Here is a 16432-nt window from a genome sequence, read left to right as displayed (position 1 = left end):
CGTCGGCCCAGTCTCGCCGAATCGGCCCGCTCCGGCTGGTCGGCCGAAGTGGGCACCTCGACACCTTCTCCCCCTCTGTCAGGCGGTGCGGGCGGCCAGGCGTTCGTGGCGTTGCTTGGCCGCCTGGGCGCTGCCCAGGCCGAGCCCGAACGCAATCGCCTGCCAGGTCAGTCCACGGGCGCGGGCCATCGTCAGCAGCCCCGCCTCCAGCGCGTCGAGTTCGGCGCGCAGGTGCGGCAACAGGGTCATCGCAGCGGTGAGGTCCGCGTCGTCGACGGGCTCCTCGTCGGCGTCCCGCGTCGCCCCGCCGGCGGCCAGCGCGGTGACCACGGAGACGGCCTCCCACGGGTCGGCCAGGTACGGGTTGGTGTGCCGCCGTCGTCGTGCCTCGGTGTCGGCGTGCCGCGTGCTGATCCGGTGTAGCGCGGCGTAGGTCCGCTCGGCTCGGGCGCGGGCCGCGTCAGGTGCGCTGAAGGTGTCGGTCATGGCACCCATTCCAAGCTAACAACGATCCGTTGTCAACGAAGTGTTTAAGCAGAAGGCGTGCCCGCCGTGACGACACAGCATGACGGCGCATGCCCGCAAGGGATTCCCGGCGGGAACGCCGTCCTCGGTTTGCCGATCTTCCGCAGTTGTCGTTACCTGGACCGGTGGACTACCCGTGGCTGCACGCCCCCGCCGCCGAGGTGGCCGAGACCGCGCGGACGCTGCTCGGCTGGGAACTCGCCGCCGGTGGCGTCCGGATCAGGTTGACCGAGGTCGAGGCGTACGCGGGCACCGGCGAGGACCCGGCGTCGCACGCCCACCGTGGACCCACCCCTCGGACCAGGGTGATGTTCGGGCCGGCCGGGCACGCCTACACGTACTTCGTGTTCGGCATGCACTGGTGTCTCAACATCGTCTGCGGTGGTGAGGGTGAGGCGGCTGCCGTCCTGCTGCGGGCCGGTGCGGTGGTCGACGGGCTGCCGATCGCCCGCGAGCGCAGGGGGGACGCCGCCGACCGGGACCTGGCCCGGGGGCCGGCCCGGCTGGCTGTCGCGCTCGGCGTCACCGCGCCGGCGAACGGCACCTGTGTGCTCGACGGCAGCGGCCCGCTCCTGCTCACCCCGCCGACGACACCGGTCTCCCGGTCGGCCGTCTCCGCCGGCCCCCGGGTCGGCGTGGCCGCCGCCCACGACGTGCCGTGGCGTTTCTGGATCACCGGCGACCCGACGGTCAGCCCCTACCGCCGGCACGTGCCCCGACGGCGTACCTGACCCGGGCCTGCGGGTTCGACGCAGTTCTCCGCTGTCGTGGCGTAGGGGGCCCGTGGTGGGGGCGTCCGTTCCCAGCGGGATTGGTTAGCATTCGCGCTCATCGCGAGCGTGGAGGTAACCGAGATGGACGCACACGACGCCGGAGTACTGGTCGGCCGGCTGGCCTGCGTGGCCATTCCGCTGGCGGTGATGCTGGTGCTGGCGGTGGTCGTCGTGGTGGCGGTGCAGCTCAGCCGTCGCCGCCCGTCCCCGCCCCCGACCCGGCCGTGGCCCCCGGCCGACCCGGCCCGGTACGGCCCGCCCCCGGGCCAGCAGTACCCCGGCCCGCCTTCGACCGCAACGCCCCACGACGGCCCGCCGCCTGCCGCGTCGGACCAGGCGGGTTCCGGAGTGCCGAAGGAGGGCGAGGGGCCGGTGGGTCCGACGCCGCAGGGGTGACCGAGGCCACCTCCTGTGCGGTCGGCGGCGGAATAGTTGACTCAGCAACTATGTTGTGCGCGACGTCCGGGTACCACGGAAGGCCCGGTATCTCAGACGCGAGGAGCTGGTCATGCAGTTCGGAGTCTTCACCGTCGGCGATGTCACGGTCGACCCGACCACCGGACGGGAGCCGACCGAGCACGAGCGGATCAAGGCGATGGTGGCGATCGCCCTCAAGGCCGAAGAGGTCGGTCTGGACGTCTTCGCCACCGGCGAGCACCACAACCGCCCGTTCGTCCCGTCCTCGCCCACGACCATGCTGGGGCACATCGCCGCCCGTACCGAGCGGCTGCTGCTGTCCACCTCGACCACGCTGATCACCACCAACGACCCGGTGAAGATCGCCGAGGACTACGCCATGCTCCAGCACCTGGCCGACGGTCGGGTGGACCTGATGATGGGGCGCGGCAACACCGGGCCGGTCTACCCGTGGTTCGGGCAGGACATCCGCAACGGCATCCGGCTCGCCATCGAGAACTACGAGCTGCTGCACCGGCTGTGGCGCGAGGACGTGGTCGACTGGCAGGGCAAGTTCCGTACCCCGTTGCAGTCGTTCACCTCGACCCCGCGCCCGCTCGACGACGTCCCCCCGTTCGTCTGGCACGGCTCTATCCGCAGCCCCGAGATCGCCGAGCAGGCCGCGTACTACGGTGACGGCTTCTTCGCCAACCACATCTTCTGGCCGAAGGAGCACACCCAGCGGATGGTCGGCCTCTACCGGCAGCGCTTCGCCCACTACGGCCACGGCTCGCCCGAGCAGGCCATCGTCGGGCTCGGCGGTCAGGTGTTCATGCGGCGCAACTCCCAGGACGCCGTGCGCGAGTTCCGGCCGTACTTCGACAACGCGCCGGTCTACGGGCACGGGCCGTCGATGGAGGAGTTCACCCGGGAGACCCCGCTGACCGTGGGCAGCCCGCAGCAGGTCATCGACCGTACCCTCGGCTTCCGCGAGTACGTCGGCGACTACCAGCGGCAGCTGTTCCTGCTGGACCACGCCGGGCTGCCCCTCAAGACGGTGCTGGAGCAGCTCGACCTGCTCGGCGAGGAGGTCGTACCCGTGCTGCGCAAGGAGTTCGACGCGCTGCGCCCGGCGCACGTGCCGGTCGCGCCCACCCACGCCTCGCTGGTCGCCGCCCGCGACGCCGCCGACCGGGCGGCCACCGACCAGGCCGGGAGCAGCGACCAGGCCGGGAGCAGCGACCCGGCCGGGAACGGTGACCTGGCCGGTGCCGGGGCGGAGGGGGTCCGATGACCCGGCGCACCCTGGCCGTGGTGTCGGCGGGGCTGAGCCAGCCGTCGTCCACCCGGCTGCTCGCCGACCAGCTCGCCGCGGCGGCCCGTGACGAGCTGGTCCGGCGCGGCGACGAGGTGGAGCTGCGGGTGGTGGAGCTGCGCGACCACGCCCACGACGTGGTGAACAACCTGCTCACCGGCTTCCCGTCGACCGAGCTGCGGGCCGCCCTCGACGCGGTGACCGGTGCCGACGGCATCGTCGCCGTCACGCCGATCTTCAACGCGTCGTACAACGGGCTGTTCAAGTCCTTCTTCGACGTGGTGGACGCCCAGGCGCTGGTCGACCGGCCGGTGCTGATCGGCGCGACCGGCGGCACCGCCCGGCACTCCCTCGCCCTGGAGCACGCCGTCCGGCCGATGTTCGGCTACCTGCGCGCGGTGGTGCTGCCGACGTCGGTCTTCGCCGCCCCGGAGGACTGGTCCGGCGGCACCGCCGACGGCGCGCTGCGGGGCCGGATCCGCCGCGCCGGCCTGGAACTCGCCGCCCAGGTCGACAGGCGGCCACCGGCCACCGGCCCGGCGGACCCGTTCGCCCTCACCACCGACTTCGCCGAACTCCTCGGCGGCGGCCGCGAGGGCTGAGGCCCGTTGGTGGCCGGTCGGACCGCGCCGGCAGGGCCACCCGACGGGTGGCGGTCCCTCACCGGTACGGGTGGGCCACCAGCACCGGGCAGTGGGCGTGCTGCACCACCGCCTGGCTGACCGAGCCCAGCAACAGGCCGGTGAAGCCGCCCCGCCCCCGGGTGCCGACGGCCAGCACCGACGCCGTCCCGCTCGCCTCGACCAGGCCCTGCGCCACACCGACCGCCCGGACCGGATGCTCCCGCAGCACCACGTCCGGGTGGTCGGCGCGCACCTTGGCGGACGCCTCGGCGAGCAGCCGTACCGCGTGCGCCCGGTACGCCGCCTCGGCCTCCGCCACCTCGTCCGGGTTCTCCCGGTCCTGCGGGGCGGGGCCGACGTGCACCAGCACCAGCGGGACACCCCGCCGGACCGCCTCGGCGGCGGCCTGGTCGGCGGCCACCCCGGCGGCCGGCGAGCCGTCCACGCCCACCAGCACCGGCCCGTCCACGGCAAGCGGCTGCGCCTCCGGGCGGACCACCAGCACCGGGCAGTGCGCGTGCGCGGCGACCTGGGCGCCGACCGAGCCGAGCAACAGCCCGGCGAACCCGCCCAACCCCCGGCTGCCCACCACCACCAGATCGGCCCGGCGGGACTCCTCGACAAGCGTCGCGCCCGCCCCACCGGCCACCTGCCGCGCCTGCACCGTCAGCCCCGACCACCGGTCGGCCAGCTCGGCGGCGGTCCGCGCCAACATCCGCTGCGCGTCCTCCGACGGCGCCGGCACCCCCAGGTCGTACGGGTTCAGCGGCACGCCGTAGCCGAGCGGGTGCAGGTAGCCGTGCACCAGGTGCAGCGGCGCGCCGCGCAGCACCGCCGCGTGTGCGGCCTGTTCCGCGGCGGCGAGGCTGGCCGGCGAGCCGTCCACGCCCACCACTACCGGTCGGTTCATCAGCTCTCCCTGGGTCGGCTCAGCCCATTGTCGAGGTGCCGGCCCGCGTGCGCCGGCAGGTGACCCGGCCGGGCGTGCCGCCGCCCGCGCCGGACGCTCGGCCTTCCGCGGCGCGTCCCGGGCACGCCGTCGCGTTCCACCTTTCCGCCCGCCCGGCCGGCGGGGCAGAGGCAATGCGCCCGCGGGCCCCGGGACCAACGGCCCTGACGTCTCACCCACGACGGGAGTGGGATGGAGGGGAGGGGCGGGCCACCGGTCGGTCCCTCCCGGAGGAAGGGCACCCTGATGACCCCGTTGGAGATGCTCACCGAGCACCCGTTCCTCGCCGGACTGCCGCAGGAGTGGCTGCCCCGGCTGACCGGGTACGCCCGACCGGTGGTCTGGCACCCCGGGCACCGGCTGTTCCGTGCCGGGCAGCCGGCGGAACGGTTCTGGCTGGTCCGGGGCGGTGAGGTGGCGCTGGACTTCCCGGTGCCGGGGCGCGGCGACGTGGGCATCGAGTCGATCGGGCCGGGCGGGGTGCTCGGCTGGTCGTGGCTGTTCCCGCCGTACCGGTGGCAGTTCGGTGCGGTCGCCGTCCGGCGGACCACCACAGTGGAGTTCACCGCCGAGGGGGTACGCCGGCTGATGGAGTCCGACGACGCCCTGGGCCGGCAGCTCACCACCCGGTTCATGAGCGTGGTGGTGGACCGGCTCCAGGCGTCCCGGGGCCGCCTGCTCGACCTGTACGGCTACCCGACCTCGGCGGCGAGCTGACCCGGACCGTCGGCGACGTTCCCGTCGGCGTCGGCCGGGACCGTCGCTGTGGTGGTGGCGCGTCGTGTCGGTGGATGACCAGTCCGGCCGGTTGGACGAAGATCGACCGTCGGGTGCGGGCGGCCTCCACCGCCGGGCAGAAGCCGGTCCCGGTGCACTTCTCGCACCGCGCGTTGCGGTGGTGGTCCAGGCAGCGCCAGGACAGTTCCACCAGGTACGGCACCTCGCGGTGTCCGCGCATCTCGCCTCCCGGGGGTGTCGGGGTCTTCGCGGCACCCCGCCCCACCGAGCCCAGCTCCACCAGGGCGGAGGCGCCGCGTCACCGATTCCACACCCTCAGTCACCAACGTGTCAACGTTGGCACGTCAGATATATCGCGTCGTCATGCTCGTGTGCCAGTTATCGTGACCCCGTTAGCGTGCAAGAACGATCGTGTCAACTGCGGCACGCGCGCACTGGTCTAGCTTGCTGGCATGACTGATGAGGTGCCGGGGCCACTCGTCGCCGCAGGCGAAATCCTGAAGATGCTGAATGTCAGCCGGTCACGGTTCCGGGCCATCGCGCTGCATCCAAACTTTCCGCGCCCGTTCCAGACGTTGTCGGTCGGCTCGGTGTGGCTGCGGTCCGACGTCGAGGCGTACATCCGGGAGCACCGTCGCCCCAGGCCGGCCGCAGACGAGGAGGAGCAGGGCTGACTGTCCGCCAGCGTCAGGTCGTCGGTGAGGCCGGGGACCAGCACGAACCGTACCCAGATCGGGACGCCCCGGTCGGCGAGCCGCCGGCCGAAGCGCAGCGTCGGGGTGACGGATCCGGCGCGGGTGACCTGCCGGTAGGTCGCCGGGTCCCACGACTTGACGTCCAGCAGCACCAGGTCGGTGGCGTCGAGCATCGCGTCGTCGGCGCGGACCCCGAGGAAGCCGGAGGTGTCCAGCGCGGTGTGCAGGCCCGGTGTTTCGCCTGCACCATCAGCCTCGCCGGGCCGGGCCGCCCCGGGCAGAGGCGCAGGATCGCCTCCGCCCGGGACCAAAGACCCCCCGGTGGCCGGTCAGCGCTGCACGACCAGCCGGCGGGCCCGCAGCAGCCGCGCCCACCACGGCCGGGGCGACGCCGGGCGCAACGCGGGCACCCGCGCGCCGCGCAGGCTGACCCAGCCGCCGGGTCCCATGGTCACCCTGCCGATCGCCGGTGGCCGCCGTCGCGCCGCCACCCCCGCGATTACCAGGGCGACGGCGGCGGCACCGGCCGCTACGGCGAGCACCCGGTCCGGGTCGGGTAGCCCCCGGTACCGGACCCGGCCGTCGGCGAGCACGAACGCGCCCACGGCCCGTCCGTCCCGGGTCACCGGCACCAGCGCGGCGGCCGGCGAACCGGGCAGGGCCAGCACCGGCCCCACCGGCCCGACCACCGTCGGCCCGCTCGCCTCCACCGGGGTGCGGGGCACCGGTGGCCCCAGCGGGGCGGGTCCGGTGGGGTTGAAGATCGCGGTCATGGCGCTGCCTCCTGCCGGTCGGAGCTGTCCCCTCGTTGGTAGCAACGGTCGGGAGCCCACCGGCAGGGCCGGACGGTACGCCGACCGGGCCACAGGTCCCGAGGTCGTCGGTGCCGGTGCGTATCCTCCGGCGGTGACCGACCTGCGCCTGCGTCCGGTGCGCGACGACGACCTGCCGCACTTCTTCGCCCACGAGCAGGACCCGGAGGGGGCCTGGATGGCCGCCTTCGGCCCGGCCGACCCGGCCGACCGGGCGGCGTTCGACGCGCATTGGGCGCGGATCCGTGCCGATCCCCGGATCGTGAACCGCACGGTGGTCGTCGACGGGGCGGTGGTCGGGCACGTGGCGGCCTTCCCGGTGGGGGAGCAGACCGAGGTCAGCTACTGGATCGACCCGCGCCGCTGGGGGCACGGCCACGCCACCGCCGCGCTGTCGGCGCTGCTGCGCGAGCTGCCGCAGCGGCCGGTGCGCGCCCGCGCCGCGAAGGACAACCGGGCCTCCCTGGCGGTGCTGCGCAAGTGCGGGTTCGTGATCGTCGGCGAGGACTCGGGGTACGCCCACGGCCGGGGCCGGGAGGTCGAGGAGTGGCTGCTGGAGTTGCCCGCCGCCCCGGCTGACCAGGGCGGGCACTAGTCTCGCGGGGTGAACTGGCTGGAACTCCTCGGCTGGGCCGGCTCCGCGCTGCTGGTCTGGTCGCTGCTGCAGACGCGCCTGCTGCGGCTGCGCGCCCTCAACCTGGTCGGCTGCCTGATCCTGATCGGCTACAACGCCGCCGTGCAGGTCTGGCCGATGGTCGGGCTGAACGTGGTGCTCGCCGTGATCAACGTGTGGTACCTGCGGTCGATGCTTGCCACCCGGCACGACGAGCAGACCTACCAGGTGGTCGAGGTGGGCGTCGACGACCAGTTCCTGGCCCACACGCTGCGGGTGCACGCCGCCGACATCGCCCGGTTCAACCCCGGCTTCCGACCGCCGCCGGCCACCGCCGACCGGTCGGCCTTCCTGGTGGTACGCGCCGACGAGGTGGTCGGGGTGGTGCTGGCGCACGCCGAGGCGCACGGTACCGCCCAGATCGACCTGGACTACGTCACCCCACGCTTCCGCGACCTCACCCCCGGCGAGTTCGTCTACCGCCGCAGCAGCCTCTTCACCGACCGGGGGTTCCGCCGGGTGGTCAGCCCGCCCGGCATGGTCACCCCCTACTACCACCGGCTCGGCTTCCGCCCCGAAGGCGACGCGTACGTGCTCGACCTCCTCCCGGCCGCCGGGCACGGCTGACCGGGCGACCGCCGGCGACGGCCGTTGAGCGGGCGAACGGTGCCGGACCGCCGGCCGGGCCCGGGTCCGGTCACCGATCGTGGCCGCGTGGAGGGTTCGCGGACCGCGCGGTTGGGCACAGACTGGGCTACGCCGGACGGGTCCTCCGCCCGGCGGCGTCGGCTCGTCGCCGACGCCCACCGCCTGAGGGAGAGTGCCGGGCGTGCAGAGCTACTGGAGCCAGTTGGCCCTGGTCGGAGTCCTGGTGGTGCTCAATGCGATCTTCGCGGGCAGCGAGATGGCCCTGGTGTCGCTGCGGGACAGCCAGATCCAACGGCTGGAACGCACCAGCCGGGCCGGTCGGGTGCTCGCCCGGCTGGCCAAGGACCCGAACCGCTTCCTCGCCACCATCCAGATCGGCATCACCCTGGCCGGGTTCCTGGCCTCGGCCGCCGCGGCGGTATCGCTGGCCAAGCCGCTGGTGCCGCTGCTCGGTTTCCTCGGTGGGGCCGCCGAGACGGTCGCCATCGTGCTGGTCACCCTGGCGCTGACCTTCGTCACCCTGGTCTTCGGCGAGTTGGCCCCGAAGCGGATCGCGATGCAGCGCGCCGAGCGGTGGGCGCTGCTGGTGGCCCGCCCGCTGGACATCCTGTCCAGCTTCACCCGGCCGGCGGTGTGGCTGCTCGGCGCGACAAGCGACCTGGTGGTCCGGTTCGCCGGGGTGGACCCCAAGCAGCAGCCCGACGAGATCGGCCCGGACGAGCTGCGCGACATCGTCGCCGGCAACCACGGCTTCACCAAGGAACAGCGGACGATCATCGCCGGCGCGGTGGAGATCGCCGACCGGCAGTTGCGCGCGGTGCTCGTACCCCGGTTGCAGGTCTTCACGCTCGACAGCGGGACCACCGCGGAGGCCGCCCGGCTGGTGCTGGCCGCCACCGGGCACTCCCGGGCGCCGGTGGTGCGCCACGGCGGCCTGGACGACGCGGTCGGGGTGATCCACCTGCGGGATCTGGTCGGGGTGCCGGACGACCGGCCGGTCGACGAGTGCGCCCGGCCGCCGATGCTGCTGCCCGACTCGCTGCCGGTGGTCGACGCGCTGCGCCAGTTCAAGGCGGAACGGCAGCACATCGCCCTGGTGGTGGACGAGCGGGGCGCGGTCGACGGGATCGTCACCCTGGAGGACATCCTGGAGGAGATCGTCGGGGAGATCTACGACGAGACCGACCGGGACGTCCGGGCGGTGCGCAAGGAGGACGACGGCTCGCTGGTGCTGCCCGGCACCTTCCCCGTGCACGACCTGACCGACATCGGCGTCGAGGTGCCCAACCGGCCGGCCGGTGACTACACCACGGTCGCCGGGATGGTGCTGTCCTGTCTCGGGCACATCCCCACGGTGGCCGGGGAGAGCGTCACCATCGACGACTGGGAGGCGACCGTCACCGGCGTCGACCAGCGCGCCATCACCCAGATCCGGCTGCACCACGCCCCGACCGCGTCCCCTGCCGACCAGGAGGAGCCGCTCCGCGACGAGGCCCACGCCTGACCCCGCCCGGCCGCGCCCGGCGAACCGTCCCGTACCCCGTTCACGGCAGCATGACGGGCACTAGTTGCCGACGCCGAGGCTCGACATGAATGCCGCCGGGTAGCGGTCACCGCGCGCGGCACCCTTCGGCACGACCGCCTCGATCTCTTCGAGATCATCGGCCGACAGCTTCACGTCCAGCGCCGGCAACGCCTCGGCCAGCCGCTGCCGGGTACGCGCACCGACCAGCGCGACGATGGACGGGTCCTGCGCCGCCACCCACGCGATCGCCAGTTGCGCCACCGTGCACCCCTTCGCGCTGGCGACCCGGCGCAACGCCTCCACCAGGGCGAGGTTGTGCGACGCGTTCTCGGCGGAGAAGCGGGGAGCGTGGTTACGCGGATCGTCCGCCCGCCCCGGCACCCAGTTCCCCGAGAGCAGACCGCGGCCCAGCACCCCGTACGCGGTCAGCCCGATGCCCAGCTCCCGCAGCGTGGGCAGCACGTCGGCCTCGACCGCCCGCGACAGCAGCGAATACTCCATCTGAAGATCAGCAACCGGATGTACGGCGTGCGCCCGCCGGACGGTCTCCGCGTCAACCTCGGAGAGTCCCACATACCGTACGTAACCGGCGTCGATCATCTCCTTGATCGCGCCGATCGTGTCCTCGATCGGCACCGACCGGTCGAGCCGGGCCGGCCGGTAGATGTCCACGTGGTCGACGCCGAGCCGGGTCAGCGAGTAGCTCAGGAAGTTCCGCACCGAAGCCGGGCGGCTGTCCTGACCGGCGAAGCGCATGCCCGGCCCCACCTGCTGCCCGAACTTCACACTCAGCAGATAGCTGTCCCGGTCGCGTCCCCGCAACGCCTCCGACAGCAGCAGCTCGTTGTGCCCCATGCCGTAGAAGTCACCGGTGTCGATCAGCGTGACCCCGGCGTCCAGCGCGGCCCGCACGGTGGCGATGCTCTCCCCGCGATCGGCCGGGCCGTACGCGCCCGACATGCTCATCGCCCCCAGCCCCGCCGCGGAAACCGTGGGACCCGTGTCGCCCAGAGTGCGTGTCTGCATCGAACTCTCCCTCATCGGTCGATCTCGGCTCCACCCTGCGCCGCTTTCCGGCCCGCCGGCAGCGGAGTGCTTATCGTGGGAGCGCCACTCCCTGGCTCGGGGCCCAGCCCCGGGGGCAGCATGGAGGCATGCAGCGTGAGCAGCTCGCCGACTTCCTGCGCCGCCGTCGCGGGGCCATCCGCCCCGCCGAGGTCGGCATCGCTGGCGGCCCCCGCCGCCGCACCGCCGGCCTGCGCCGCGAGGAGGTCGCCCTGCTCGCCGGCATGTCCGTCGACTACGTCGTCCGCCTCGAACAGGCCCGCAGCAGCCAGCCGTCGACCCAGCTGCTCGGCGCCCTGGCCCGGGCCCTGCGCCTGACCGACGACGAGCGGAGCCATCTGTTCCACCTGGCCGGCCACCAGCCGCCGCCCGCCGACGGCATCGCCCGCCTGGCCCGGGCCGGCCTGGTCCGCCTGCTCGACCTGGTGGGCGACACCCCCGCCCTGGTCCTGTCCGACCTCGGCGAGATCCTGGCGCAGAACCGTATGTCGATCCTGCTCACCGGCGACCACACCGGGCTGACCGGCGACCACACCGGGCTGACCGGCGACCACCGCTACGTCGCCTACCGCTACTTCACCGACCCGGCCATCCGCGACCTCCACGGTCCCGAGGAATGGCAGCGGCACGCCCGCCAGCAGGTCGCCGACCTGCGTGCGGTGGCTGGCCGGCGGCCCGACGACCATGCCGTGACCGGCCTGATCGAACGGTTGCGGGCGGCGAGCGACGACTTCCGGCGGCTGTGGGCCGAGCACGAGGTGGCGGTGCGCCGGGCCGACCGCAAGACGTTCAGGCACCCGCGCGTGGGCCGCCTCACGATGGACTGCGAAACCCTGGTCACCCCCGACCTCGGCCAGCAGCTGCTGGTGCTGACCCCGGCCGACGCCGAGGCCCGGGAGAAACTCGACCTGCTGCGCGTGCTGGGGGTCGAGGAGTTCCCGAGCACCAACAAGCCGCTCGCCCGGCCGTGACCCTCGACGTGGACGGACTGTCTCGACACTGATGATCGTGACGTGGCCGGCGGTGATGAGCCAGTCACGTAGCTTGGTCGTTCCAGGACGGGGCGCTAGACCGAGGCGGCGCTGTCGCCGAACGGAAAGCCCGGCACCGGTGGCAGCAGTTGGACCTGGTCGGCAGGGACCTGGCGGGTGTCCCGGCTCAGGGCCCGCGCGAGGAGCCGGATCGCCCAGGGCCCGGACGGGTGCCGTTGTGCCCCGATCAGCCGGCCCCACGTCCGGCTCCACCAGTGGGCGGTCACCAGCACGTCGGTGAGCCGGAGCCGGCCGTCCGGGGAATCACCCCGCACCACCACGTCCACCACCCGGCCCAGCCGTCGCCCGTGCAGGTCGTACGCGGTACGGCCGAGCAGCTCACCCGCTCGCACGGTCGGCGCCCGGGATCCGGTCGATCAGGTGCCGACGCAGCCAGGTCTCCACCGGCGGGCGGGGCAGCTCGTCGGCGTGGGCGTGCAGCCGTACCGCGCTGTCGATCCGGGCGACCCGGTCGAACGGGATCCGCAGCGGCACCGACGCCTCCTCGGTGAACCGGTCGGCGAGCGCGACCAGCAACCGTCCGACCCGACCGCCGATCCGCCGGCCGAGCGCCCCCTGCCCGGTCAGCAGGTACGCCACGTAGGGCAGGCCCTGGTCGTCGACGGCGAACTCGACATCGTCGACCTTGCCGAGCAGCAGCCCGTCGACGTCGACGATCTGCCTGTCGAGCAGCTGCCGGCCGAGCTGGACCCTCACCGTCCCATCCCCGTCCCGATCGCCAGCGGGATCGCGGCCACCGAGGCCACCACGATCACCACCAGGAACACCACGCCGAGCAGGTTGAGCCACGGCCCGTTCACGTCGTCCCCCAGGTACGTCCGGTCGTTGGCCACGATCAGGATCGGCAGATACGTCAGCGGTAACACCACCGCGCTGGCGATCAGCATGTACTCGGTCAGCCGTACCGGGTTGACTGTGGTGAACAGCAGCAGCATCCCGGCCAGCATGCTGACCAGCAGCACACTGTGGAACCGGGCGGCCTCCCGGGGGCTGACCCGTTTGCCCCACTGCCAGCCGAAGTACTGCGCCGCCGCGTACGCCGCCGACAGACCGGTCTCCAACGCGGCCCCGAAGGTCACCGCGAAGAAGGCCAGCGCGGCGACCGCCAGCCCCACCCCGCCGAACGCCAGCACCACCGGTTGGGCCACCTGGTCGAGGGTCGACAGCGACACCCCGCCCGGGTGGAAGACCACGGCGGCCGTGGCGACCAGCGACAACGCCAGCAGGCCGCCGACCGGGAAGCCGATGAGCACGCTCGACCGGGCGTCGGCGAGATCGGCTGCGCCCCAGTTCTCCTCCACCCCGCCGGAGGAGAAGAAGAACACCTCGTACGGGCTGACGGTGGAGGCGAACAACGCCACCGCAACGAACCAGTACGCCCCCCACCCCTGGCCGGCGGAGTCGGGATGCAGCGCGCCGTGGCCCAGCGCCGCCCAGTCGGTCGGCAACCAGAACAGCGCCAGGGCGAAGACCAGCAGGGTGAGCCCGGCCAGCCCGAACACCCGCTCCATCAGCTGGAACCGCATCCGCCACAGCACCAGCCAGACCGCGAACGCCGCGACCGGCACCCACAGCAGGTAACTCACCCGGGAGGCCAGTTGCAGCGCCAGCGCCACCCCGCCCAGCTCGGCGGCCAGGGTCAGCACCGTGACCAGGTAGGACGCCGCCAGGTTGAGCAGCGCCACCCGGGGACCGAGCCGCTCCCGGACCAGGTCGAACACCGCCCGGCCGCTGACCGCCGCGATCCGCCCGGCCATTTCCGCGTACGCGCAGATGCCGACCACCCCGACCAGTAGCACCCAGGCGTGCGCCATGCCGAACCGGGCGCCCGCCTGGCTCGCCGCCACCAGGTCGCCGATGTCGACGAAGCCGCCGATGGCCGACAGCACCCCGAGGGTGGCGGCGAGGAGCTTCCTCACGTGGGGACGGGATCGGCGGCGGTCATCGAGGCGACGATATCGGCGCACGGACCTATCTACCGGGCAAACCGGTCAGGCTCGCCGTCCCGCCAGCCCGCACTCCCCACAGGCGGCCGGACCCGGCCCCGTCATCGCGCCGGACCCGGCCCGTCGCCCGCTGCCGGCCTCACGCGACCCGGGTCGGCGGCCTACTGCGGGTCGGGTCAGCCCCTGGTCAGGTTCTGCAACCGGACCTGGCCCCGGGAGACCAGCCGGCCCTCGCCGTCGGTGATCTCCACCTGCCAGAGCTGCTGACTGCGACCCCGGTGCACGGGGGTGCCGACCGCGACCAGCTCACCCTCGCGTACCGCGCGGAGGAAGTCCGTCTGGTTGGACACCCCGACCACGCTGCCCCGGTCGCCGAGCCACAGCGTGCCGCCCACGCTGCCGACCGTCTCCACCACCGTGCAGTAGACCCCGCCGTGCAGGATGCCGGCCGGCTGGTGCAGCTCCGGTCGGACCTTCCAGCGGATCACCACCCGGTCGCCGCTGGCCTCGTCGAACGTCAGCCCCAGCAGGCCGACCAGACCATCCGTCATCTCCGGGATCTCCACGGCTGTTCCTCCTCGTCGCACCGGCCCGGCCAGCCTAGTCGCGTCGCCGGCCGGCAAACCCGGTACGTCCCCAGGTGGGCAATGGGGGAGAATCGTTGACCGTGACCGACAGCAACCTCCCGCACGGGCGGGACTCCCTGACCGACGACCTGCGGTGGCGGGGCCTGATCCAGGACTCCACCGGCCCCGACGAGCTGCGCGAGCTGCTCGACGACGGGACGGCCACCTTCTACGTGGGCTTCGATCCGACCGCGCCCAGTCTGCACGTCGGTCACCTTATGCAGGTCGCCACCGCCCGTCGGCTCCAGCTCGCCGGGCACCGCCCGCTGCTGCTGGTGGGCGGTGCCACCGGCCAGATCGGTGACCCGAAGGAGAGCGCCGAGCGCACCCTCAACCCGCCGGAGGTGGTGGCCGGCTGGGTGCAGCGCATCCGCGACCAGCTCGCGCCCTTCGTGTCGTACACCGGGGCGAACGCAGCGCAACTGGTCAACAACCTGGAGTGGACCGGCGAGATGTCGGTGGTCGAGTTCCTCCGGGACGTCGGCAAGCACTTCCCGGTCAACAAGATGCTGGCCCGGGAGGTGGTGCGGGCCCGGCTGGAGACCGGCATCAGCTTCACCGAGTTCAGCTACCAGCTGCTCCAGGCCAACGATTTCTTCGAGCTGCACCGCCGGCACGGTTGTCAGCTCCAGTACGGCGGCTCGGACCAGTGGGGCAACATCACCGCCGGCGTCGACTACGTCCGGCGTCGGGGGGCCGGCCCGGTGCAGGCCTTCACCACGCCCCTGGTCACCAGGTCGGACGGCACCAAGTTCGGCAAGACCGAGGGCGGCGCGGTCTGGCTCGACCCCGAGATGACCAGCCCGTACGCCTTCTACCAGTTCTGGGTCAACGCCGACGACCGGGACGTCACCCGTTACCTGCGCTACTTCAGCTTCCGCTCCCGTGAGGAGCTGGAGTCCCTGGAGAAGGAGACGGCGGAGCGACCGGCGGCCCGCACCGCGCAACGCGCCCTCGCCGAGGAGCTCACCACCCTGGTCCATGGCGCGGAGGAGACCCGGCAGGCGGTCGCCGCCAGTCAGGCGCTGTTCGGCCGGGGCTCGCTCGACGACCTCGCCCCGGAGACGCTGCGCGCCGCGTTGAGCGAGGCCGGCCTGGTGGTGCTCACCGGCGAGCTGCCCGACGTGGCCGGGCTGCTGCGCGACTCGGGGCTGGTCGGCGGGCTCAAGGAGGCCCGCCGGGTGATCACCGAGGGCGGCGCGTACGTCAACAACACCCGGGTCACCGACGTCGACGCCACAGTCGACCCGGCCACCCTGCTGCACGGCCGCTACCTGGTGCTGCGTCGGGGCAAGCGCTCCTTCGCCGGTGTCGAGCTGCGCCGATGACCCCTGCCCGTCCCGACCTTCTGTGGTCTCCGGCGAGGGCCTCGCGCGCCCGGAGGGCCGGCCGTGGTTTCCGGGTGAGGGCCTTGCCCACCTGTAGGACCGGCGCCTGTCGGATCGGCCTGCTTGCGGGAGTGTGACGTGGGACGCGTTCCGCGGATTTGACGATCAACTCGCCCAACGCGTAACTTTCTCTCTGCCAGCGCGGAACGGACGAAGCAGGGCGAAAGCCCCAGAGGCCGGAGCATGGCGTGAGGTACCGACTTCGCTGGGTCCGCCCGGCCGAAGCGCGGGGCCGGGCGGTGCCCGGATCGGCCCAGGGCCGATTTGGTGGGGCGAAGCCGACCGGGTAACGTATGACGCCGGCAGGGAACCGGGCGAGCGTGCGGGAGACCGCAGCGGCCGGCCTGACGGAAATCACGAGGGATTCCGGTGTGAGCCGGGATGTTCGTGGTGTGTGGAAAATGTGGTGGAAGTGGTGTGGATCGCTACAGAGCGGTTTGACACGGCGGATATCACCGGGTAACGTAGTAAAAGTGCCTGGCGCGGAAGCGCTGGGTGTGTTTGGACGAGATGCCCCAGGTCGGGGGTTCTGCGGTGCAGGGCTTTCGGGTGGTGTGTGGTTGTTCTTTGAGAACTCAACAGGGTGCTTGATAAGCCAGTGCCAATGATGATTTATACCCCGCGCTGGGCAGACTTTCGGGTTTGTTTGGTGGGGATTCCTTTGGCAACATTTGTTTGTTGTCGGGATGGATTGTTCAACAAGTTTTTGTTGGAGAGTTTGATCCTGGCTCAGGACGAACGCT

19 protein-coding genes and 1 rRNA gene (1 of these 20 running past the window's edge) are annotated in these 16432 nt (G+C 72.6%); 11 read left to right on the top strand and 9 right to left on the bottom strand.

The window, feature by feature from the left end:
• Positions 1-78: 78 nt before the first annotated feature.
• Positions 79-486 (bottom strand): DNA-binding protein, encoded by a 408-nt coding sequence (locus OHQ87_RS13600; RefSeq protein ID WP_328348393.1) that lies wholly within the window; start codon positions 484-486, stop codon positions 79-81.
• Between the two features lie 164 nt (positions 487-650).
• Here OHQ87_RS13600 and OHQ87_RS13595 point away from each other — a divergent pair, with 164 nt between their 5' ends.
• From OHQ87_RS13595 to OHQ87_RS13580, 4 genes are all read left to right on the top strand, one after another.
• Positions 651-1256 carry a DNA-3-methyladenine glycosylase gene (locus tag OHQ87_RS13595; RefSeq protein ID WP_328348391.1) on the top strand — a complete coding sequence of 202 codons (606 nt, stop codon included), beginning with the start codon at positions 651-653 and terminating at the stop codon, positions 1254-1256.
• Positions 1257-1379: 123 nt separating this feature from the next.
• Positions 1380-1694 (top strand): hypothetical protein, encoded by a 315-nt coding sequence (locus OHQ87_RS13590; protein WP_328348390.1) that lies wholly within the window; start codon positions 1380-1382, stop codon positions 1692-1694.
• Positions 1695-1806: 112 nt separating this feature from the next.
• A complete protein-coding gene (locus OHQ87_RS13585; protein WP_328348389.1) occupies positions 1807-2988 on the top strand; it encodes an LLM class flavin-dependent oxidoreductase in 1182 nt (393 codons plus the stop codon).
• The gene (locus OHQ87_RS13580; protein ID WP_328348387.1) at positions 2985-3611 is read left to right on the top strand and encodes an FMN reductase; all 627 of its coding nucleotides are present in this window, start codon (positions 2985-2987) and stop codon (positions 3609-3611) included. The genes OHQ87_RS13585 and OHQ87_RS13580 overlap by 4 nt, the downstream gene beginning before the upstream one ends.
• 58 nt (positions 3612-3669) lie before the next feature.
• Here OHQ87_RS13580 and OHQ87_RS13575 read toward each other — a convergent pair whose 3' ends face one another.
• Positions 3670-4542, bottom strand: a complete 873-nt coding sequence (locus OHQ87_RS13575) for a universal stress protein (protein WP_328348386.1) — start codon at positions 4540-4542, stop codon at positions 3670-3672.
• Positions 4543-4827: 285 nt separating this feature from the next.
• Here OHQ87_RS13575 and OHQ87_RS13570 point away from each other — a divergent pair, with 285 nt between their 5' ends.
• On the top strand, positions 4828-5298 hold the full coding sequence (locus OHQ87_RS13570; protein WP_328348385.1) for a cyclic nucleotide-binding domain-containing protein: 471 nt from the start codon (positions 4828-4830) through the stop codon (positions 5296-5298).
• 460 nt (positions 5299-5758) lie between these two features.
• Here OHQ87_RS13570 and OHQ87_RS13565 read toward each other — a convergent pair whose 3' ends face one another.
• The gene (locus tag OHQ87_RS13565) at positions 5759-6325 is read right to left on the bottom strand and encodes a radical SAM protein (protein WP_328348384.1); all 567 of its coding nucleotides are present in this window, start codon (positions 6323-6325) and stop codon (positions 5759-5761) included.
• Between the two features lie 18 nt (positions 6326-6343).
• The gene (locus OHQ87_RS13560) at positions 6344-6787 is read right to left on the bottom strand and encodes a hypothetical protein (protein WP_328348383.1); all 444 of its coding nucleotides are present in this window, start codon (positions 6785-6787) and stop codon (positions 6344-6346) included.
• A 133-nt stretch (positions 6788-6920) separates the two neighbouring features.
• Here OHQ87_RS13560 and OHQ87_RS13555 point away from each other — a divergent pair, with 133 nt between their 5' ends.
• From OHQ87_RS13555 to OHQ87_RS13545, 3 genes are all read left to right on the top strand, one after another.
• Positions 6921-7421 carry a GNAT family N-acetyltransferase gene (locus OHQ87_RS13555; RefSeq protein WP_328348381.1) on the top strand — a complete coding sequence of 167 codons (501 nt, stop codon included), beginning with the start codon at positions 6921-6923 and terminating at the stop codon, positions 7419-7421.
• A gap of 9 nt (positions 7422-7430) precedes the next feature.
• Positions 7431-8066, top strand: coding sequence for a hypothetical protein (locus OHQ87_RS13550; RefSeq protein WP_328348379.1), 636 nt, complete (start codon positions 7431-7433; stop codon positions 8064-8066).
• 202 nt (positions 8067-8268) lie between these two features.
• Positions 8269-9591, top strand: a complete 1323-nt coding sequence (locus OHQ87_RS13545) for a hemolysin family protein (RefSeq protein WP_328348377.1) — start codon at positions 8269-8271, stop codon at positions 9589-9591.
• A gap of 60 nt (positions 9592-9651) precedes the next feature.
• On the opposite strand, the gene OHQ87_RS13540 is transcribed toward OHQ87_RS13545, so the two are convergent.
• A complete protein-coding gene (locus tag OHQ87_RS13540) occupies positions 9652-10638 on the bottom strand; it encodes an aldo/keto reductase (RefSeq protein WP_328348375.1) in 987 nt (328 codons plus the stop codon).
• Between the two features lie 128 nt (positions 10639-10766).
• Here OHQ87_RS13540 and OHQ87_RS13535 point away from each other — a divergent pair, with 128 nt between their 5' ends.
• Positions 10767-11648, top strand: a complete 882-nt coding sequence (locus OHQ87_RS13535) for a helix-turn-helix transcriptional regulator (RefSeq protein ID WP_328348374.1) — start codon at positions 10767-10769, stop codon at positions 11646-11648.
• Positions 11649-11743: 95 nt separating this feature from the next.
• Here the strand turns inward: OHQ87_RS13535 and OHQ87_RS13530 are convergent, their stop codons facing one another.
• The 4 genes from OHQ87_RS13530 to OHQ87_RS13515 all read right to left on the bottom strand — a co-directional run bounded on the left by OHQ87_RS13530 (position 11744) and on the right by OHQ87_RS13515 (position 14226).
• The gene (locus OHQ87_RS13530) at positions 11744-12061 is read right to left on the bottom strand and encodes a PRC-barrel domain containing protein (RefSeq protein ID WP_328348372.1); all 318 of its coding nucleotides are present in this window, start codon (positions 12059-12061) and stop codon (positions 11744-11746) included.
• Positions 12048-12425, bottom strand: a complete 378-nt coding sequence (locus OHQ87_RS13525) for a hypothetical protein (RefSeq protein WP_328348370.1) — start codon at positions 12423-12425, stop codon at positions 12048-12050. The genes OHQ87_RS13530 and OHQ87_RS13525 overlap by 14 nt, the downstream gene beginning before the upstream one ends.
• Positions 12422-13648: an NRAMP family divalent metal transporter gene (locus OHQ87_RS13520; RefSeq protein ID WP_328348368.1), complete on the bottom strand. Its 1227-nt coding sequence runs from the start codon at positions 13646-13648 to the stop codon at positions 12422-12424. Before OHQ87_RS13520 ends, OHQ87_RS13525 begins: the two co-directional genes overlap by 4 nt.
• A 203-nt stretch (positions 13649-13851) precedes the next feature.
• Positions 13852-14226 (bottom strand): PaaI family thioesterase, encoded by a 375-nt coding sequence (locus tag OHQ87_RS13515; RefSeq protein WP_328348836.1) that lies wholly within the window; start codon positions 14224-14226, stop codon positions 13852-13854.
• A 116-nt stretch (positions 14227-14342) separates the two neighbouring features.
• Between OHQ87_RS13515 and tyrS the strand changes: the two genes are divergently transcribed.
• The gene (gene tyrS, locus OHQ87_RS13510) at positions 14343-15629 is read left to right on the top strand and encodes a tyrosine--tRNA ligase (RefSeq protein ID WP_328348366.1); all 1287 of its coding nucleotides are present in this window, start codon (positions 14343-14345) and stop codon (positions 15627-15629) included.
• A 766-nt stretch (positions 15630-16395) separates the two neighbouring features.
• Positions 16396-16432, top strand: a 16S ribosomal RNA gene (locus OHQ87_RS13505) (it continues 1478 nt past the right edge of the window).

The sequence above is a fragment of the Micromonospora sp. NBC_00421 genome (assembly GCF_036017915.1).
Taxonomy (GTDB): domain Bacteria; phylum Actinomycetota; class Actinomycetes; order Mycobacteriales; family Micromonosporaceae; genus Micromonospora.
The sequence above is the reverse complement of the archived record's forward strand: the minus strand, read 5'-3'. Positions and strand labels throughout refer to the sequence as shown.